We start from the raw sequence: 18,089 nt of genomic DNA, 5'->3' as shown, positions 1-18,089 counted from the left end.
CCCCGGCCACCTAGGAGACACCCCCGCATGCGGAAGATACTCGTCGTCGGAGCCGGCCAGTCCGGCCTCCAGCTCGCCCTCGGCCTCCAGTCGCACGGGTACGAGGTCACCCTGATGTCCAACCGGACCGCGGACGAGATCCGCTCCGGCCGGGTGATGTCGACGCAGTGCATGTTCCACACGGCACTCCAGCACGAGCGCGACCTCCAGCTGAACTTCTGGGAGCAGCAGGCCCCGAAGATCGAGGGACTCGGGGTCTCGGTGGCGGCCCCCGGCTCGCACGACCCGGGTCCGACCCAGCGCGCGATCGACTGGCTGGGCAGGCTCGACGGATACGCGCAGTCCGTCGACCAGCGGGTGAAGATGGCCGGCTGGATGGAGACCTTCGCCCAGCGCGGCGGCCAGCTGGTGATCCACGGCGCGGCCGTCTCCGACCTGGACTACTTCTCCCGCACCTACGACCTCGTCCTCGTCTCGGCCGGCAAGGGCGAGCTCGTGCAGATGTTCGCCCGGGACCCGGAGCGGTCCCCCTACAGCGAACCGCAGCGCGCCCTGGCCGTGTCGTACGTCCACGGCCTGGGCCCGCGCCCGGAGCACCCGGACCTGGAAGCGGTCCGCTGCAACCTCGTCCCCGGCGTCGGCGAGCTGTTCATCATGCCCACGCTGACCACCTCGGGCCGCGCCGACATCCTCTTCTGGGAGGGCATACCCGGCGGCCCGCTCGACGTCTTCAACGGCGTCAAGGACCCGGCGGAGCACCTTTCCCTGACCCTGGAACTCATGGAGAAGTTCACGCCCTGGGAGTACGCGCGGGCCACCAAGGTCGAGCTGACCGACGCCGGCGGCACGCTGGCCGGGCGCTACGCGCCCACCGTCCGCAACCCGATCGGCCGGCTGCCCGGCGGCGGCCTGGTCCTCGGCGTCGCCGACGTCGTCGTCGCCAACGACCCGATCACCGGGCAGGGCTCCAACTCGGCGTCCAAGTGCGCGGCTTCCTATCTCGCCTCGATCCTCGAGCGGGGGGAGAAGGAGTTCGACGAGGAGTGGATGCGCGCCACGTTCGACCGGTACTGGGACACCGCGCGGCACGTCACCAAGTGGACCAACGCGATGCTGGCTCCGCCGCCGGAGCACATCCTCAACCTCATCGGCGCCGCCGGGCAGCTTCAGCCGGTGGCTGATCGTTTCGCCAACGGGTTCAACGACCCCGCCGACTTCGAGAACTTCTTCTACGAGCCGGAGAAGACGGCGGCGTATCTCTCCGAGGTCACGGCCGGGGCCTGATCGCCGTGGGGGCGTGGCGGGCCGGCGGCCGCGGATCGTGCGTGGCGGGGCCCGGCGCCGCTACGCCGGGCACCCTCGGCGGGGTGTAGTCGCTGAGGGGCTTTCCACCCGGATCCGGGCGTACCGCACCCAGCACCGGATGGGACGCGATCGGTGAGACCTTGATCTTCTCGCCGGTGCGGGGCGCCTGTACCACCATCCCGTCCCCGAGGTACATCGCCACGTGCGTGGCCTCGGGGAAGTAGATGACCAGGTCGCCGGGGCGCAGCTCGGTCAGGGGGATGCGCTTGAGTCTGGCCCACTGCTCCTGGCTGGTGCGGGGGATCGGCGTTCCGGCCTGGTTCCAGGCCTGGGACGTCAGGCCCGAGCAGTCGTAGGAGGACGGGCCCTCCGCGCCCCACTCGTACGGTTTGCCCAGCTGGCGTACGGCGTAGCGCAGGGCCCGGTCGCCCTCGGCGGACGGGGGGCGGGTGCCGCCGAGGGCGCCCGAGGCCATGAACGTCTTCTGGGCCTTGGCGACGCCGTCGCGTTCGAGTGCGGCGACGGCGGTGAGCTGGCGGGCGGTGAGAGAGGCGAGCAGTTTCTCCACGGCGTCGAGACGGCGGCGTACGTCGTCGCGTTCCTTCTTCCTGCGCGCGGTGAGGGTGAGCTGTTCGTCGAGGGCCGCGCGGGCCCGGCGGGCCAGTTGGTCGGCCTTGCGTTCGCTGCCCTCCAGCAGCCGCACCGTCTCGGCCCGCTCCCGCGCCAACTGACCGATCACATGCCCCTGCTCCAGCGCGTGCTGCGGATCGCGGGCGAGCAGCAGCCGTACGTAGGGGGAGATGTCGGTGCTGTTCTGGTACTGCTGCCGGGCCAGGCGTCCGGCGGCGACCCGGCTCTCCTGCAGCGACAGACGGGTCTTCGCCAGTTGGGCGTTGAGGCGGTCGGCCTCGGCCTTGCGTGCCTTCAGCTTCTCCTCGGTGGTGTTGTAGGCCTCGGTGGCCTGTTCCGCCCGCCGGTACAGCTTCTGAAGGTCCGTCAGCAGCTCCGCCACCGAGCGCTCGCCGGGCTCGGGGGGCGCCGGTGCGGCCACGGCGACCGCCGGGAGCAGTACGGCCTGCGCGGCCAGCGCCGTCGTCGTCCAGGCCGTGCAGACCCGACGCAGCAGCCTTCCTGACACGTCATCACCTCCGCTGCGGGGCGGCCCCTCCGCCCCGCAGGGCGAGCATCAGGTGCGCGGGTGCGATCCGTGGGTCAGGTCTGCGCGGTTCGGCGCAAGGAAGTCACCCGTCGGCGTCATCCCGCTTGCCGCCCGGCGTGGCGTCGGGCTTCGACCACGGCCACTTCGGAGCGCGGCGCACCTCCCCTTCGGGGGCGTACTCGTACTTCCACCCCCGGCTCAGGCCGAGCTTCCCGCTGTGGCCGCGGGGCACACGGCGGTACACCAGGACGGTCGGCGGGCCGCCGGCCGCGTCGGGGACGGGGATGCGGTACGTCTTCGGCGGGTGGCCGGTGATGCCCAGCAGCACGGGGAGGACACGGCCGTCCATGGGGCCGCCCTCGAAGGGGGTGTCTTCGCTCTTCACGGCACCAGTGTCGATCAGGTCCGCGCCGAGAGCGCGGCCCGCACCACGTCGGCGGTCTCGGGGTCCCGGGCCGCGGTCACCGTGAGGAGGGCGACGAACTGTTCCACCAGCCAGTCCCGCAGCTCCTCGGCCGGCGGCTGCTTGTCCTCGTCGAGCCAGATCAGCGAGGCCGCCTCGACGGCGGTGATCCACATCCGGACGGTCATCCGCAGCCGGGAGCCGGGCGCGGTCACCCCGAGGTGGCTGTAGATGTGCTCGGCCGCGACCCGCCGTACGCCGTCCACGATGGCGGTCGTCCGGGAGGTCTCGACGACGCTGCCGCCTTGGAGGAGGGCGCTGAAGCCGGCGTCGTGCCGGGCGACGAAGGTGAGGTAGCGGTCCAGGGCGCGGGCGAGGCGGGGGAGGAGGGGGCCCGTGTGGGGTTCGTCGAAGCAGTGCTGGAGCTCTTCGGCGGCGGACCTGAGGGCGGCCTCGTACAGCTGCTGCTTGCCGCCGGGGAAGTACCGGTAGACCAGCGGTCGGGACACCCCGGCCGCCTCCGCCACGTCGTCCAGCGAGACGTCCTCGGGGACGCGGTGCGCGAAGAGGGAGAGCGCGGCGTCCAGGAGCTGACTGCGCCGCTCCTCGACACTGAGACGACGGTAGGCGGGGGCGGCGGGGGTCATGACGTGCAGGGTAATCGCCCGCTCCCGCTGTGCGCCTCCGCGAGCAGTCCCGGGGAGGGGGACCGGTGCGGTGTTCAGGCCAGCAGCCCCGACGACTTCCACAGCCGTCGCCCGACCCCCCGCAGCACCCCGATGTCGTCCAGGCTGTGTCGATGTGCGGCTCCGCCGCGTGGCGGTCAGTCGCTTGGTGGTGGTCCGGGTGTGCCGGGTGAGGGTCAGGCCAGCAGTCCCGACGACTTCCACAGCCGTCGCCCGACCCCGCGCAGCACCCCGATGTCGTCCAGGAAGTCGGTCAGGCGCTTCGCGCCTGTCTGCATGACCTCGCGGCGGTGGCCGCTGGCCTTCACCTGTGCCATGGCCTCTCGCCGGTCCAGCCCCACGTTCGTGTAGACCTCGGGGTTCACGAAGGCGATCGAGAACACGCGGGCGAACTCTCCCGACGTCACCCGCGTGAACTCCTGCGACCACCTCGGCGCGGTCACCATCTGGCGGCGCAGCTCCTCGCGGGCGTACCGCACGTGCCGGGCCTCCTCCACCACGTGGATGCGGGTGACGCCCCGGATCAGGGGCTGCACCCGCTCGTCGGGGAAGGTCAGCCGCTGCATCCAGTCGAGGACCTCCTCACCGAGGAGAGTGGCCGTGAAGGATCCGGGCGTGGTCGAGACGGTCTTGAACAGCCGTCCCAGGTTCTGGTGCACCCGGCTCACCGGATACCACGGCGTCCCGCCCCGCGCGATCAGCCGGGCGAACATCTTCGAGTGCCTGCACTCGTCCTCGATCTCGGTGAGCGCGTACCGCACATGCGCGCTCGTCGCCGCCTTGTCGTAGATGTGCCGGACGAGGAGCTGCATGAGGATGATCTCGAACCAGATGCCCAGCGAGGCCAGCGCCGCCGCCTCGTGCTGGGACAGCAGAATCCGCTGCTCCTCGCCCATCCGCTTCCACAGCGGCGTGTCGTACAGCGACACCAGCTCCGGCGGCCAGAACCACTTGCCCTCCTCGAAGGGAGCGTCCCAGTCCAGCTCCTTGTCCGGGTCGAAGGAGTGCTTCGCGGAGGAGGCGAGCAGCCGCTCGGCCACCTGCTCCCGGTCCTTGAGCAGGCCGAGCGCGTCGCGCAGTCCGTCGAGCGCCTCGGCATCCGTGAGGGTCGTCATGGCTCTTATGAGACTGCTTGTCAGCAAGGCCGTCAATCCTTCGCGCGTGACTTCGCCCAGGAGTGCGGAGACCGGGCCGCCAGGGTGAGGTGTCATACGCATGGAGTAACGTGCTGACGTGTCCACGCCTCCGCCACCTCCGGGCCCCTACGGGCCGCAGAATCCCTACGGCCAGCAGGGCCCCCAGCCCCCGCAGGGCCCGCCCCCGCAGCATGCGCAGGGTCCCTACGCCCCCGGCCCGTACGGGCCGCAACCCCACGGCCAGCAGCCGTACGGCGCCCCGTACCCCCCGCAGCCCTACGGATGGGGAGTCCCGCCGATGGCGCCGCCCCCGAGGAAGCGGCGGATCGGGCTCGTCCTCGGCATCGTCGGCGGAGTCCTCGGCGTGGTCGTTGCGGGCGTCGTGGCGCTCGCGGTGATCGGGGCGAGCGTCGAAAGCAACTTCCCCGAGGCCGAGTACCAGCTCACCCTGCCCAAGACCCTGCTCGACGGTCGCTACGAACTCACCGACGACCACTCCGACACCGAGGGCCAGAAGATCGAGGAGGAGATGGACGGTGCCTGGGACGCCAAGGTGACCGACTCCAAGGTCGGTCAGTACGCCCTCGGCGGTGACGAGGCCGAGGGCGCGCTGGTGGTCTCGGGCATGTACGGCCGGTTCCAGAACACGGACGAGAACCGCGACAGCATGCTGAAGGGGGTCACCGAGGTCGACGGCCTCAAGATGGCCGTGCAGCCGAAGGACTTCCGCCCGAGCGGTTCGGACACCACGGTCACCTGCGAGGTCGTCACCCAGGAGGAACTCGGCACGACGCTGACGTACCCGGTCTGCGCCTGGGCGGACGGCAACACGGCTGCCGTGGTCGCCGAGATCACCGCGGAGACCGTCACCCAGAAGCCCTCCGACGTCGACCTCGAAGCGGCCGCCGAGACCACCCTCAAGGTCCGTTCCGAGACCCGCAAGGCCCTCTAGGGACCCGCTAGGTGTATTGACCCGCAGGGTTGTTCACACGGGACGTGTTTCGAAAGTCCCGTCTGCCCGGCGACGCCTGGCACGCACGCTCCGGACGCCGCCGGGCCTGCCCTTCGGGCAGACGACGCTACTTTCGAAACACGCCCTAGACCGAGCACCCCAGATCCTCCGGCACCTCGAAGGCGACCGGCTCCGCCCCCTGCGCGGGGAACGACGTCCGCAGGGTGAAGGCGTACGGCGTCGGGCCGTGGGTGCGCAGGTGCAGCAGCCGGGACTCGGCCTCGGCGACCGTCGGGCGGTGGCCGGCCGGGACCCACCACAGGGTCGCCATCGCCTCCTGGACGCGCTCGAACCACTCCCGCCTGCGGGAGAGCATCTCGCGGTGGCGGCCCTGGTACATGTACGCGGTGAGGGCGTCGGCGTCCCGCCACACCGACATGTTGATGATGAGCCAGCTGTCGCCGAAGACAGGGATGTCCGTGGCGTCGCCGCCCTCGGACTGCAGCCGCCACACGAAGCCGTTCGCCGTGTCCGCGTCGGCGTTCACGGGGTCGAGGGCGTCGACGAAGTCCTTCAACTCGGGTGAGTCCAGCGGGAACTTGAGGCGGGCGAGGTTGACCTGGGCGAGTTCGAAAGCGGCGGCGGCGTCAGCGGGAGCGGCGGCTTCAGTCATGAGCGAGAAGGTATGACGGACCTGACCCGGCCGGAACCCCCCGTCTCACGACGTGAGCACCGCCTCCATCACCGCCCGCGCGATCGGCGCCGCCAGTCCGCCCCCGGTGATGTCCCGCCGGTTGGCCGCCGAGTCCTCCACCACCACCGCGACCGCCACCTTCGGCTCCAGCTCCCGATCGGCCTGCGCCCAGGACACGAACCAGGCGTACGGCTTCCCGGCGTTGCCGATGCCGTGCTGGGCCGTGCCCGTCTTGCCGCCGACGGTCGCCCCGCGGATAGCGGCGTTCGTGCCGGTGCCCCTGCGCACCACGTCCGTCATCAGCGCCCGCAGCCGTCGCGCGGTCGACGGGTACATCGCCTGCCGGGCAGGCCGCGCCCCGGCCGTGGCGACGGTCGACCCGCCCGACCGGGTCGTGCGCTCCACCAGATACGGCGGGCGCACCTGCCCGCCGTTGGCGACGGCCGCCGCGACCATCGCCATCTGCAGAGGCGTCGCGCGGGTGTTGTACTGCCCGATCGAGGACAGCGCCAACTGGGCCCGGTCCAGCGAGGTGTCGAAGGTGCTCTGCGACACGGAGAAGGGGATACGGAGATCCGCCGCGTTGAAACCGAACGCCTCCGCCGTCGCCACCATGCCCGTCAGCCCCACGTCCACCCCGAGCTTGGCGAACACCGTGTTGCACGACCACATGAACGCGTCCCGCAGTGAGGCGTCCGCACACTTCTCCCACCCGTTCGTCAGGGTCGTCGTCGTCCCGGGCAGCCGGTAGGGCGCGGGGGAGTCGGTCGCCGCGTCGAGGTCTCTGACCACGCCCGCGTCCAGCGCCGCCGCCGCGGTCACCACCTTGAAGGTCGACCCCGGCGGATACGTCTGCCGCACCGCCCGGTTGAGCATCGGCCGGTCCGGATCGGCGTTCAGCCGCGCCCAGGCCTCCGTCACGCCCGGCCCGTTCCCGGACAGCACCGAGGGGTCGTACGACGGCGCCGTCACCAGCGCCAGGATCCGTCCCGTCGTCGGCTCCACCGCCGCCACCGCGCCCTTGCGCCCGGCCAGCCCCTGGTACGCCGCCCGCTGGGCCCGCGCGTTGAGCGTTGTCACGACGTTCCCGCCGGGCGGCCGGGACCGGGTGAAGTCGTTCCACAGCGGGAACGGCGACAGCAGCGGATCCGTGCCGGACAGGACGCCGTCCTCGGTGTGCTCCAGGAACGTCGTGCCGTACACCTGCGAGGAGAAGCCGGTCACCGGCGCGTACAACGGCCCCTCGCGATAGGTGCGTTCGTAGCGCAGTTGCTCCCTGGTGTCCCGGGAGCCGGTGACCGGGGCGCCGCCGACCAGGATGTCGCCGCGGGGCTGGCCGTAGCGGGCGATGGCGGCCCGCCGGTTGGCCGGGTTGTCGTCGTAGGAGGCGGAGCGGACGACCTGGACGCGGGCGGCGTTGACCAGGAGGGCCGCCAGGAGCAGGGCGCAGAAGGCGGCGGCGTGCCGAATGTGACGGGTCATCACCGGCGCGCCCCGCCTCTGGGCCGGGTCGCCCGGTGACGCGGGCGTCGGCTCATGGCGCCACCTCTCCGTCGTACTGCCGCCGCGCCGAGTCGCTCACCCGGATCAGCAGCGCCACGATCGCCCAGTTGGTGACGACCGACGAACCGCCCTGGGCCAGGAACGGCATCGCCATGCCGGTCAGCGGGATCAGGCCGGTCACCCCGCCCGCGATGACGAAGACCTGGAGCGCCACGATCGAGGCGAGGCCGACCGCGAGCAGCCGGCCGAAGGGGTCGCGCAGGGCCAGGCCCGCCCGGTAGCCGCGCTCCACCAGCAGGCCGTACAGCAGGAACAGCGCGGACAGGCCCGCCAGGCCGAGTTCCTCGCCGGCCGTCGCCAGGATGAAGTCGGACTTGGTGGCGAAGCCGATGAGGGTGGAGTGGCCGAGGCCGAGGCCGGTGCCGAGGACGCCGCCGGCGGCGAACGAGAACAGGGACTGCGCGAGCTGGTTGGGCCCCTGGCCCGCTTCGATCGAGGCGAACGGGTGCAGCCAGTCCTCGACCCGGCTGTGCACGTGCGGCTCCAGCCGGCCGACGGCGACCGCGCCGAGCACGGCCAGCAGCAGACCGACCGCGATCCAGCCGGTGCGGCCGGTGGCGACGTAGAGCATGACGACGAACAGGCCGAAGAAGAGCAACGAGGTGCCGAGATCGCGTTCGAGGACGAGGACGCCGACGCTGAGCAGCCAGATCGCGACGATCGGTCCGAGGACCCGGCCGGTGGGCAGCTGCATCCACCAGATCTTCCGGCCCGCGTACGCCAGCGCCGTGCGGTTGGCCGCCAGGTACGCGGCGAAGAACACCGCGAGCAGCACCTTCGCGAACTCACCCGGCTGGATGGAGAACCCGGCGATCCGGATCCAGATGCGGGCGCCGTTGACCGCCGGGAAGAAGATCGGCAGCGTGAGCAGGGCCAGCGCGGCGACCACGCTCACATACGCGTACCGCTGGAGCACCCGGTGGTCGCGCAGGGCGGCCACCACGAAGAGGAACAGGGCCACGCCGAGCGTCGACCACACCAGCTGCGTGGGCGCCGCCCGGTCGCCGGGGGTCTCCAGGTCGAGGCGGTAGATCAGCACCAGGCCGATCCCGTTGAGCAGTACGGCGATGGGCAGCAGCAGGGGGTCGGCGTGGGGGGCGCGCCAGCGGACCGTCAGATACGCCAGCACCGCGAGCACGCCGAGCCCGGCGCCGTAACCGGCGGCCCCGGGCGGGAGGCCACCGTTCCTGGCGAGGCCGACGGCGCAGTAGCCGTACACGGACAGCAGGACGGCCAGGACGATGAGGGCGAGCTCGATGCCGCGGCGCCGGGGGAGGCGCGCCGCGGGATCCGACCCGTCGAGCGCCCGCGTGGGGGCTTCGGCTCCGGCTTGCGTCATGTCCGGAACTTACCCAAATGTTGATCCTTGTGAGCCTTGGAAGGATTTTCGGGTCGGCTCCGGCGGGGTGACGGCCCAGACCGTGGGGATGCGGTGCGCCGAACCTCAGGCGCAAGGCGAAGTCCGGCCGTCGTGCGTGCGGCGGGCAGGACGGCGATCGCGGTGGAGGGCGGAACGGCGACCGCGGCGGCGTTCGGAACGACGACCGCGGTGGGCGAGTACGCCGGCCAGGGGCGAACTGACCGGCCGTCAGATCGGGAGTGGCTCGCGCGGGCCGCCCGTCACCCCGCGCTCTCGGGGAGACGGTCCCCGGACGGCGGCGTGTGAGGGAGCGTCAGTGTGGCCACCGCCCCGCTGTCCGGCGCGTTCGCGAACGTCAGCCGGGCGCCCAGCACCTCCGCCTGGCCGACCGCGATCGTCAGCCCCAGCCCGTGCCCCTTGGCGCCGCCCTCGGTGCGGAACCGCTGCGGACCGTGCGCCAGCAGGTACTCCGGATAGCCGTCCCCGTGGTCCCGTACGGTCACCTCCGGCCCGTTCACCGTCAGCACCACCGGCGCCCGCCCGTGCCGGTGCGCGTTGGCGACGAGGTTGCCGAGCACCCGCTCCAGGCGCCGCCGGTCGGTCTCCACCCGTGCGTCCCGCACGATCAGGACCTCCGTGTCCGCCCCGGCGGTACCCGAGGCCGACGCCGCCCGCGCCACCCGCCCGGCCAGCGCGCCCAGCTCCTCGGTGTCCAGCTCCAGCCGCTCCCGGCCCGTGTCCAGGCGGGAGATCTCCAGCAGGTCCTCGGTGAGCGTGCGCAGCGCCGCCACCCGGTCGCGCACCAGCTCCGTCGGCCGGCCCGGCGGCAGCAGCTCGGCCGCCGCGTGCAGCCCGGTCAGCGGGGTGCGCAGCTCGTGCGCCACGTCGGCGGTGAAGCGCTGCTCGCTCAGCAACTTGCCCTGCAGCGAGGACGCCATCGAGTCCAGCGCGACGGCGACCGCCGCCACCTCGTCCTGCGGTCGCGTCGGATCCTTCGTGCGCGGGTCGTCCACACGCGCGTCCAGGTCGCCCGCGCTGATCCGCCGCGCCACCCGGGCGGTCGTGTGCAGCCGCCGGGTCACCCGGGTCACCGCGAACGCGCCGACCATCAGCGTCGCCCCGATCGCCAGCACCGACGACCACAGGATCGAGCTGTCCAGGGCCTCGATGGTGCGGGCGCTCTGCGAGTAGTCGACCTCCACCGCCAGGGCTCGCTCGCCCTGGGCGGGGCCGGCCGCCCACATCGTCGGCCGCCCACGGTGCTCGGCGACCATCGTGCCGCGCTCCCCGGCCACCGCCAGCGCCCGCAGCGACGCGGGCAGCCCCGGCGGATCGACGCTCGCCCCCCACCCGAGCGTGTCCCCGGCCTCGAACGCCGTCGTCGCGTCCTCCAGCCGGGACAGCGCGAGCTCGCGGGCCTGCCCGACGGTCTGGTTCGTCACCGAGACATGCACGAGGACGCCGAGCAGCGCGGCGAGCGCACAGCACATCACCGTGATGAAGACGGCGGCCTTCACGGCGAGCGTGCCGGTCCACCGGGGGAGCGCGAGCCTCATCGGCCGCTCGCGGACGGAGAGGCGGACGGAGAGGCGGGCGGAGAGACGGACGGGGTGACGGAAGAGGAGGCGGAGGAGAGCCCGGAGGCGGACGCGGAGGAGAGCCCGGAGGCGGACGCGGAGGAGAGCCCGGAGGCGGACGCGGAGGAGGATGCCGACAGGTGGGGCGAGTGCTTCCGCCCGCCGGTGCGCAGCATCTCGTCGTGCGTCAGCAGCATCGCGTGCTGCTGCTGGTCCCACGTCCACTGCAGGCGGTACTCGTATCCGGCCACCTCCGAAGGGGAGCGGATGATCACGGACCGGCCGGCCAGCTCGACCCCGCTCACGGCGTCCTCGTAGGCCATGACCTGCACGAGCCTGTCCTTGCGCACGGTGTACACGCGCACGGCGGTCAGATTGCCGGGCAGCTGCCGGAAGCCCAGCGTCATCTCGTCCTGGCCGTCACCGGTCAGGTCGCGGTAGTACGCCCTGAGGACGGGGCACCGGCGTCCTTCCTGCCCGCTCCTGCCGCAGTCGGCCATCCGGCGGGCCGTCTCGTCGTACGCCCCCTCGCCGTAGTCGCCCGGGCTCGCGGCGATCTCCGCGCGCACCACCGTCACCGGGTTCACCTTGTGGATGTCACCGCCGGGCACGGTGACACCCTTCACCACCTTGGTCTCCACCTCGCCGATGTCGAAGCCCGGACTGGAGGCGGGGGTCAGATCCGGCCACAGCTTGTCGGGGCTGATCGCCGTCTGCGTCGGGCCCGCGCCCTTGAGCTCGCCGGCGTCACCGCAGGCCGAGACCGCCGAGGCCAGCAGGGCGACGGCGACGACGGCGAGGGCGGTGCGGAGGGGGCGACGACTGGGGCGGCTGGGTGGCACGGGACTCCTGTGAACTGCTGTGCTGCGTGGCGTGCGCGGCCCCGTACACCTTATTCGTAGGGAAGTCCTATTTGCCTGTCGGGGCGGGTGGGGCGTTGACCTGGAGAAACGATTACTCGGCCAGTTCCTCCAGCAGCCGGGCCGTCGACAGGCCCGCCCGGAGGTACTCCACGAACAGCTCGTTGTGCAGGGCCCAGGGCGAGCGCCGTGACCGTATCAGCCGGATCGCCTCCTCCGTCGAGTGGCCCCGGCGCACCAGGGTGTGGGCGACCACCAGACCCGAGCGGTTGTAACCGTGCCAGCAGCGGACGAGGACCGTACGCCCCTCGTCCAGCGCCTCGCCCGCCGCCTGCGCCAGCCGCATCACGCCCGCGAGCTGGGTGCCGTCCAGCGGTCCGTCGGGGATCGGCCACACATGGTGCCGCACGCCCCGGTCCGGCCCGTGTCCGGGCAGCCGCAAGAGGGTCTGGACGAGATCGAACTCGCCCCGCACGATCGCGAACTCCCGCTCACCGGAGCGCCCCCGGAACTCGTGCCCGCCCATCCACAGACCGGGCACGATCTCGTTCCACGGGGCGTCCGGAGCCGGTACGTCGGGTTGCTTCCTGCGGGTCCGCAACGGCGCCTCCCCAACCGCGCTCCGTCCCTGGGGCCTGCCCAACTCCCTCCCACGTTAACCGCCTTCTTGCCCCTGGAGCACCCCACCTGTTCCCATGGTCTGGGGTGATGGTGCATGAGCGGACTGCGCGTCATACCGACCTGGCGCCACGGCCAGGAACGGCTCTACGTCTGCCTGACCGACGGCAGGAACATCGCCTGGTACGACCGTGAGGCCGGCCGGGTCAACGTGATCCGGGACGAGCGCACGGACGACGTCCTGGAGGCGCTCGGCCCCTTCCTGACCGGCCCCGTCACCGTGGGCCCGCCCCCGGTGCCCACCCCCGCCGAACTGGCCCGCCTCGCCCTCCACCCGGACGACGACCTGGCCCCCAACCGCCCCGGCGAGGCCCTCCTGGTCGCCCTGGAGCGCGACCCCGGCCCCGTCCACCGGCTGCGCCCCGACCCGCGCCGCCGCGCCCTCGCGGCCGAGCAGACGGTCGGTGAGGCCCTCGACCGGCTGGACGGCGCCGGCTGGCGCACCCTGCACTCCGTCCCGCTGCCCGGCGGCGACCGCATCCACCACCTCGCCATCGGCCCCGGCGGCCTCTTCGCCGTCCACGCGCTGTACGCCCGCAAGCAGCGGGTCCTCGTCGCCGACCCGATGGTCACCCTGGGCCGGCGCGACCCGTATCCGCTGCTGCGCCGGCTCCGCGCCGACGCCGACCGGGCGTCCTACGCGCTGACCGCCGAGGTCCGCCCGGTCCTGGCACTGGTGGACCCGGCCGACGTGCGGCTCGCCGCGCCGCCGCGTGAGGTCCGCGTCCTGCGGGACACGGAGATCGCCGGGCTGGCCCGCACCGGCGGGGTGCTCAAGCCGGCGGACGTGGAGGGGCTGCACGCGATGGCGCGGGACCGCGGGACGTGGGGGTCCGGCGGGAGCGTGTGACGTTGTGGGGGCCGGCCGTGGTGGCCGTCCCTGGGGGCTGCCGCCCCCAGACCCCCGCTTCGGCCCTGAACGGGGCTCGTCCTCACACGCCGGACGGCCTGTTGTCGCCTGGCCCGCGTGATCAGGGCACCGGCCCCGCGCCCCCGGCCTCGAACAGCGACGCGAGCAGGTCGCCGTGCTCCCGTACCCGGGACATGACGTCCTCCGCACCGAACACCAGCCCGTCCTCCGCCTCGCACCACCCGACCTCGTCCCACGTCACCGGCGCCGACACCGTGGGCTCCGCCCGGGCCCGCAGGGTGTAGGGCGTGGCGGTGGTCTTGCGGGCCGCGTTCTGACTCCAGTCGACGAAGACCTTGCCCGGCCTGAGACTCCGGGTCATCCGGTGGACGACCAGCCCGGGCATGACCCGCTCCGCCTCCACGGCCAGCCGCTTGGCGTAGTCCGTGACCCGTTCGGAGGACGCCCCGCGCACCGCCGCCAGCAGATGCAGCCCCTTCGACCCGGAGGTCTTGGCGTACGCCGCGATGCCGTCCGCCGCCAGCCGCTCCCGCAGCCACAGCGCGACCTCGCAGCACTCGACGACGGTCGCGGGCGCGCCGGGGTCGAGGTCGAAGACGAGCCGGTCGGCCTCCTGGGGGTCCTGGATCACCCACTGGGGCGTATGGAACTCGGTGACCAGGTTCGCCGCCCACATCAGGCTCGGCAGGTCCTGCACGAGCACCATCCGGGCCGGGCCCTCCGCCCGTGGCACCTCGGCGGTGGTGACCCACTCGGGGGTGCCCGGCGGCACGTTCTTGGCGAAGAAGAGCTGCCCGCCGGGCCCGTCCGGGTAGCGCAGGAAGGACAGCGGCCGGTCACGCAGATGCGGCAGCAGGGCGTCGGCCACCGTCGCGTAGTAGTGCAGCACCTCGGCCTTGGTGAAGCCGGTCGCCGGATACAGCACCTTCTCCAGATTGCTCAGCGTGAGCCGTCGCCCCTCCACCTCTGTGATCGGCGTCATACGATGAGAATCACACGAAACCGCCGCAAAACTCTCGATACCGCCTCATAGCGTTCTCTACTGCCCGGAAAGGTGCTGCACGTGCGATCCATATGGAACGGTGCCATCTCCTTCGGCCTCGTGAGCATCCCGATCAAGCTGGTGAACGCCACCGAGAGCCACTCGATCTCGTTCCGCCAGATCCACACCGAGGACGGCGGACGCATCCGCTACCGCAAGGTCTGCGAGCTGGACGACCGCGAGGTGAGCCAGGCGGAGATCGGCAAGGGGTACGAGGACGCGGACGGCACGATCATCCCGATCACCGACGACGACCTGTCCCACCTGCCGATCCCGACCGCGAAGACGATCGAGATCGTGGCCTTCGTGCCGGCGGACCGCATCGACCCGCTCCAGATGGACGCCGCGTACTACCTCCAGGCGGGCGGCGCCCCGGCGGCCAAGCCGTACACCCTCCTGCGGGAGGCCCTCAAACGCAGCAACAAGGTCGCGATCGCGAAGTACGCCCTGCGCGGCCGTGAGCGTCTCGGCATGCTCCGGGTCGTCGGCGACGCCATCGCCATGCACGGCCTGCTCTGGCCGGACGAGGTCCGCGCCCCGGAGGGCGTGGCTCCGGACACCTCCGTCACCGTCCGCGACAAGGAGCTGGATCTCGCGGACGCCCTGATGGACACCCTCGGCGAGGTCGACCTCGACGACCTCCACGACGAGTACCGGGAAGCCGTGGAGGAGGTCGTCGCCGCCAAGGCGGCCGGCGAGACACCCCCCGAAGCTCCCGCCCCCGCGGCGAGCGGCAAGGTCCTGGACCTGATGGCGGCCCTGGAGAAGAGCGTGCGAGCGGCGAAGGAGGCCCGCGGCGAGGAGCCGGCCGAGGTCAGATCGCTTGCGCAACGGGAGTCGGCCCGTACGGCCCCCAAGGAGACCGGCGGGAAGAAGTCGACAGCCGCGAAGAAGACGGCGGCGCCCGCCTCGGCGAGGAAGTCGACGGCGAAGTCGGGACAGGGCGCGAAGAAGACGACGGCGTCGAAGAGCACCTCGGCGAGTGCGACGAAGAGCACGGCCAAGAAGACGGCGGCGAAGAAGACGCCGGCGAAGAAGACGGCGTCCAGGAAGCGCACAGCTTGACCGGGGGGGCGGGAGCGGATGGCCCCCAGGGGCGGGGCTCGGCCGGGACGCCTCAGGCGGCCTCCTCCAGGGCCCCCTCCTCCCGAACGCCCGCCCGGCCCGTCCCCACCACTCGACCAGCCGTCCCCCGCCCCCAGGCCACGAGCACCGTCCCCACCCCCAACGCCACCGCCGGCCACACCGGGAACCGCCCCTCAGGCGCGAACCCGTGCCCGGCGAAGTACGTCAGCGCGCAGACACTCAGGCCGAGTCCGCCCCACAGCGGCCAGGTCCGCCGCGGACCCGAGGCGTCCGGCCGAACCCCGACGCGCAGTGCGGCCAGCCCCCGCTCCAAGGGCCACAGCACCCGTACGACCCCCACCAGGACGACCCCGAGCACCGCCAGCCACGGCACTCGCCACCCCCACCAGGCCACCGACCCGAACGCGGGCTGGGGAGCGAGGCCGGTCAGATAGAAGGCGGCGGCGATCACCAGCACCGGCACCATGTGCCACAGGTACAGGGTCATGCTGGCGGCCCCCGTCACCCGCACCGCCCGCCACACCCGCTCCCGCTCCAGCACCCGCCGCACGGCGGGCGCGACGAGCAGACAGAGCCCGACCTGGGCCACGGCCCACGCCAGCATGGCCGCCGACGGCGGGTCGGTGTTGCTGAGCTCCTGCCCGGTCACCAGGATCAGACTGACCGGAAAGGGCCCGACCCCTACCAGCGCGGCGAACCCCGCCCCACCCCCCAGGGCCAGGACGACCGGCACCGGCCGACCCCCGCCCACCAGCCCGTCCCGCCAGCAGAACCCCAGCTGATACACCACGCCCCACACGAGCACGTAGTTCAACGCCCCGACGTACGGCACATCCATCGCCGCGTCCAGGACACCGACGAGGAGGGCCACCGCACCCAGCCCCGCGGGAGCACGCGGCCCCCACCGCCGGTGCAGCGCGTGCAGCCCAGGGGTCAGGGCGCTGAGCAGCAGATAGACGGGCAGGAACCAGAACTGCATGGCCATGGCCCACCCCACCAGCGCCAGCGTGAACGGATCCACACCGAGCGCGGCGGACACCCCCACGCCCGTGAGCACGAGCCCGCTGTAGACACCCGCCGGCAGCAGCAGCCGTACCGCCCGCTGCCCCACCCACCCGGCAGCCGTCCCGCCCGCCTCCCGCGCCCGCGCCCAGGACCCGCCCGCGGCATACCCCCCGGCGAGGAAGAACAGCGGCATGATCTGGAACCCCAGGGTCAGCCACTGCGTCCAGGGCACGGTCGCCAGCAGCTCCGGCGCACTGATCTCCCCGTCCGGACTCCGCACCAGCCCCGTGATCAGCCAGTGCCCCAGCACGACGAGCAGAATCGCCCAGGCCCGCAGGAAGTCGACATACCGATCCCGTCCCATGCCCGGCATGCTTCCGCACCCCCCACCCCCGTACGCCAGAAAGCCCTTGTCGCAACCAAGCCGTGGCCGAGCCGACATCGCCCCGGCCCGAGACTGCTGCTCCACCCCCGGGTGGAGATTTCCGACTTCGCGTCACGGATCGTGTTCGGGCGGTTCTACTCTGCATCCGGCGTGGGGATGTTTCGGACGGAGAGTGAGGGGTCGCGGGTGACCGTATCGGAGGAGGCGGAAGGTGCGGAGGCCGAGCAGGCCTACGACGAGGTCGAGCAGCTGAACGACCTGAACCGGGCGGTCGGAAAGCAGCTGAGACTGCTCAGGGAACGGGCGGGACTCATGCAACGGGACGTGGGGGACCGGCTCGGGTACGGCCCGGACCTGGTCTCCGCGCTGGAGAGGGGCGTACGGACGCCCCAACGGGAGTTTCTGGAGGCGGCGGACGAACTCCTCGGCGCGGGCGGGTTGTTGAAGGCGCTGATCGAGGATGTGGAGAGAGCCAAGGCGAAGGCGAGGGTGCGGCATCCGGCGTGGTTCAAGGACTATGCGCGGTTGGAGAAGAGTGCGGTCGAGATCAACGACTACAGCTGCCATGACATCCCGGGATTGTTCCAGACGAAGCGGCGGATCCGAGCGCTGTACGAGATGCGGCGGCCTCTGCTGGACGAGGAGACCATTGAGCAGCGCGTGGCATCGCGGTTGGCGAGGCAGGAGATCTTGAACCGTTGGCCCCCGACCATGATCAGTGCGGTCATCGACGAGTCCGTGCTGCGGCGTCCCCTTGGAGGGCTGGAGATCCACAAGGAGCAGTTGGAGCAACTGATCCAACTCGCCACGCTGCGCAACGTGGAGTTGCAGGTGATGCCGACGGACCGTACCGAGCATGCCGGGATGGGTGGCGCCTTCATCCTGCTGACTCCCAAAGGAAAAAGGCAGGTTGGCTACGCGGAGGCGCAGGACTCCGCACACCTGACAACGGACCCTGAGGAGGTACGTATCCTGGCCGCACGCTACGGAAGCATCAGGGCGCAGGCGCTCACCATGCAGGAATCCCTCGACCTGATCAAGAGCATGCTGGGAGAATGATGAGCACTCCGAAACCCGCGCGTCTCGCTTGGTTCAAAAGCAGCCACAGCGGCAACGAAGGCGGAGCTTGCCTGGAAGTTGCCGAGACGCCCGGCACCATCCACATCCGTGACTCCAAGGCCCCCGCCCGCGCTCAACTCGCCTTCTCGGCGCCCGAGTGGGCCGCGTTCGTGAAGTACACGGCCCGGGGCTGACCGCTCAGGCCTCCGTGTTGCTCAGGTGTGGACCCAGGCAACCGGCATCCACGAGGCGGGCGTCGAGACCGTCG

The 18,089-nt window shown here is 71.9% G+C and carries 18 protein-coding genes; 6 read left to right on the top strand and 12 right to left on the bottom strand.

The window, feature by feature from the left end:
• Positions 1-27 precede the first annotated feature (27 nt).
• Positions 28-1,284 carry a styrene monooxygenase/indole monooxygenase family protein gene (locus tag ACPT94_RS20170; RefSeq protein WP_360337365.1) on the top strand — a complete coding sequence of 419 codons (1,257 nt, stop codon included), beginning with the start codon at positions 28-30 and terminating at the stop codon, positions 1,282-1,284.
• On the opposite strand, the gene ACPT94_RS20165 is transcribed toward ACPT94_RS20170, so the two are convergent.
• From ACPT94_RS20165 to ACPT94_RS20150, 4 genes are all read right to left on the bottom strand, one after another.
• Entirely contained in the window at positions 1,268-2,443 is a 1,176-nt protein-coding gene (locus tag ACPT94_RS20165; protein ID WP_425246461.1) for a C40 family peptidase, read from the bottom strand. The genes ACPT94_RS20170 and ACPT94_RS20165 overlap by 17 nt on opposite strands.
• Positions 2,444-2,546: 103 nt before the next feature.
• A complete protein-coding gene (locus tag ACPT94_RS20160) occupies positions 2,547-2,849 on the bottom strand; it encodes a hypothetical protein (protein WP_360337369.1) in 303 nt (100 codons plus the stop codon).
• 14 nt (positions 2,850-2,863) lie between these two features.
• Complete coding sequence (locus ACPT94_RS20155; RefSeq protein WP_360337371.1) at positions 2,864-3,514, bottom strand: TetR/AcrR family transcriptional regulator; 651 nt, start codon at positions 3,512-3,514, stop codon at positions 2,864-2,866.
• A gap of 215 nt (positions 3,515-3,729) precedes the next feature.
• Positions 3,730-4,668, bottom strand: coding sequence for an AurF N-oxygenase family protein (locus tag ACPT94_RS20150; RefSeq protein WP_360337373.1), 939 nt, complete (start codon positions 4,666-4,668; stop codon positions 3,730-3,732).
• 118 nt (positions 4,669-4,786) lie between these two features.
• Between ACPT94_RS20150 and ACPT94_RS20145 the strand changes: the two genes are divergently transcribed.
• Positions 4,787-5,641: a DUF3824 domain-containing protein gene (locus ACPT94_RS20145; RefSeq protein ID WP_360337375.1), complete on the top strand. Its 855-nt coding sequence runs from the start codon at positions 4,787-4,789 to the stop codon at positions 5,639-5,641.
• A gap of 145 nt (positions 5,642-5,786) precedes the next feature.
• Here ACPT94_RS20145 and ACPT94_RS20140 read toward each other — a convergent pair whose 3' ends face one another.
• The 6 genes from ACPT94_RS20140 to ACPT94_RS20115 all read right to left on the bottom strand — a co-directional run bounded on the left by ACPT94_RS20140 (position 5,787) and on the right by ACPT94_RS20115 (position 12,296).
• Positions 5,787-6,314 (bottom strand): DUF3291 domain-containing protein, encoded by a 528-nt coding sequence (locus ACPT94_RS20140; RefSeq protein ID WP_360337377.1) that lies wholly within the window; start codon positions 6,312-6,314, stop codon positions 5,787-5,789.
• A 45-nt stretch (positions 6,315-6,359) separates the two neighbouring features.
• Positions 6,360-7,817 carry a penicillin-binding transpeptidase domain-containing protein gene (locus ACPT94_RS20135; RefSeq protein WP_425246460.1) on the bottom strand — a complete coding sequence of 486 codons (1,458 nt, stop codon included), beginning with the start codon at positions 7,815-7,817 and terminating at the stop codon, positions 6,360-6,362.
• A gap of 52 nt (positions 7,818-7,869) precedes the next feature.
• A complete protein-coding gene (locus tag ACPT94_RS20130; protein ID WP_360337381.1) occupies positions 7,870-9,237 on the bottom strand; it encodes an FtsW/RodA/SpoVE family cell cycle protein in 1,368 nt (455 codons plus the stop codon).
• A gap of 281 nt (positions 9,238-9,518) precedes the next feature.
• The gene (locus ACPT94_RS20125; protein WP_360337383.1) at positions 9,519-10,814 is read right to left on the bottom strand and encodes an ATP-binding protein; all 1,296 of its coding nucleotides are present in this window, start codon (positions 10,812-10,814) and stop codon (positions 9,519-9,521) included.
• Positions 10,811-11,677, bottom strand: coding sequence for a hypothetical protein (locus ACPT94_RS20120; protein ID WP_360337385.1), 867 nt, complete (start codon positions 11,675-11,677; stop codon positions 10,811-10,813). The genes ACPT94_RS20125 and ACPT94_RS20120 overlap by 4 nt, the downstream gene beginning before the upstream one ends.
• 112 nt (positions 11,678-11,789) lie before the next feature.
• Complete coding sequence (locus tag ACPT94_RS20115; protein ID WP_360337387.1) at positions 11,790-12,296, bottom strand: protein-tyrosine phosphatase family protein; 507 nt, start codon at positions 12,294-12,296, stop codon at positions 11,790-11,792.
• Between the two features lie 114 nt (positions 12,297-12,410).
• On the opposite strand from ACPT94_RS20115, the gene ACPT94_RS20110 reads away from it, so the two are divergent.
• The gene (locus tag ACPT94_RS20110) at positions 12,411-13,223 is read left to right on the top strand and encodes a nuclease-related domain-containing protein (RefSeq protein WP_360337389.1); all 813 of its coding nucleotides are present in this window, start codon (positions 12,411-12,413) and stop codon (positions 13,221-13,223) included.
• Positions 13,224-13,344: 121 nt separating this feature from the next.
• Here ACPT94_RS20110 and ligD read toward each other — a convergent pair whose 3' ends face one another.
• Positions 13,345-14,226, bottom strand: coding sequence for a non-homologous end-joining DNA ligase (ligD, locus tag ACPT94_RS20105; RefSeq protein WP_425246459.1), 882 nt, complete (start codon positions 14,224-14,226; stop codon positions 13,345-13,347).
• Positions 14,227-14,307: 81 nt separating this feature from the next.
• Here ligD and ku point away from each other — a divergent pair, with 81 nt between their 5' ends.
• Positions 14,308-15,351, top strand: a complete 1,044-nt coding sequence (gene ku / locus ACPT94_RS20100) for a non-homologous end joining protein Ku (protein ID WP_425246458.1) — start codon at positions 14,308-14,310, stop codon at positions 15,349-15,351.
• A 52-nt stretch (positions 15,352-15,403) separates the two neighbouring features.
• Here the strand turns inward: ku and ACPT94_RS20095 are convergent, their stop codons facing one another.
• Positions 15,404-16,741, bottom strand: a complete 1,338-nt coding sequence (locus tag ACPT94_RS20095) for an acyltransferase family protein (protein WP_425246457.1) — start codon at positions 16,739-16,741, stop codon at positions 15,404-15,406.
• Between the two features lie 207 nt (positions 16,742-16,948).
• Here ACPT94_RS20095 and ACPT94_RS20090 point away from each other — a divergent pair, with 207 nt between their 5' ends.
• On the top strand, positions 16,949-17,821 hold the full coding sequence (locus ACPT94_RS20090; RefSeq protein WP_360337397.1) for a helix-turn-helix domain-containing protein: 873 nt from the start codon (positions 16,949-16,951) through the stop codon (positions 17,819-17,821).
• Positions 17,818-18,015: a DUF397 domain-containing protein gene (locus ACPT94_RS20085; RefSeq protein WP_360337399.1), complete on the top strand. Its 198-nt coding sequence runs from the start codon at positions 17,818-17,820 to the stop codon at positions 18,013-18,015. Before ACPT94_RS20090 ends, ACPT94_RS20085 begins: the two co-directional genes overlap by 4 nt.
• Positions 18,016-18,089 lie beyond the last annotated feature (74 nt).

This window comes from Streptomyces aurantiaciflavus (assembly GCF_049808595.1).
Taxonomy (GTDB): domain Bacteria; phylum Actinomycetota; class Actinomycetes; order Streptomycetales; family Streptomycetaceae; genus Streptomyces.
The sequence above is the reverse complement of the archived record's forward strand: the minus strand, read 5'-3'. Positions and strand labels throughout refer to the sequence as shown.

Coding starts and splice junctions, on each gene's coding strand:
- ACPT94_RS20095 (WP_425246457.1), bottom strand. CDS start 16,741: ATGGGACGGGATCGGTATGTCGACTTCCTGCGGGCCTGGGCGATTCTG.
- ACPT94_RS20085 (WP_360337399.1), top strand. CDS start 17,818: ATGATGAGCACTCCGAAACCCGCGCGTCTCGCTTGGTTCAAAAGCAGC.
- ligD (WP_425246459.1), bottom strand. CDS start 14,226: ATGACGCCGATCACAGAGGTGGAGGGGCGACGGCTCACGCTGAGCAAT.
- ACPT94_RS20155 (WP_360337371.1), bottom strand. CDS start 3,514: ATGACCCCCGCCGCCCCCGCCTACCGTCGTCTCAGTGTCGAGGAGCGG.
- ACPT94_RS20135 (WP_425246460.1), bottom strand. CDS start 7,817: ATGACCCGTCACATTCGGCACGCCGCCGCCTTCTGCGCCCTGCTCCTG.
- ACPT94_RS20110 (WP_360337389.1), top strand. CDS start 12,411: ATGAGCGGACTGCGCGTCATACCGACCTGGCGCCACGGCCAGGAACGG.
- ACPT94_RS20150 (WP_360337373.1), bottom strand. CDS start 4,668: ATGACGACCCTCACGGATGCCGAGGCGCTCGACGGACTGCGCGACGCG.
- ACPT94_RS20130 (WP_360337381.1), bottom strand. CDS start 9,237: ATGACGCAAGCCGGAGCCGAAGCCCCCACGCGGGCGCTCGACGGGTCG.
- ACPT94_RS20170 (WP_360337365.1), top strand. CDS start 28: ATGCGGAAGATACTCGTCGTCGGAGCCGGCCAGTCCGGCCTCCAGCTC.
- ACPT94_RS20125 (WP_360337383.1), bottom strand. CDS start 10,814: ATGAGGCTCGCGCTCCCCCGGTGGACCGGCACGCTCGCCGTGAAGGCC.
- ACPT94_RS20140 (WP_360337377.1), bottom strand. CDS start 6,314: ATGACTGAAGCCGCCGCTCCCGCTGACGCCGCCGCCGCTTTCGAACTC.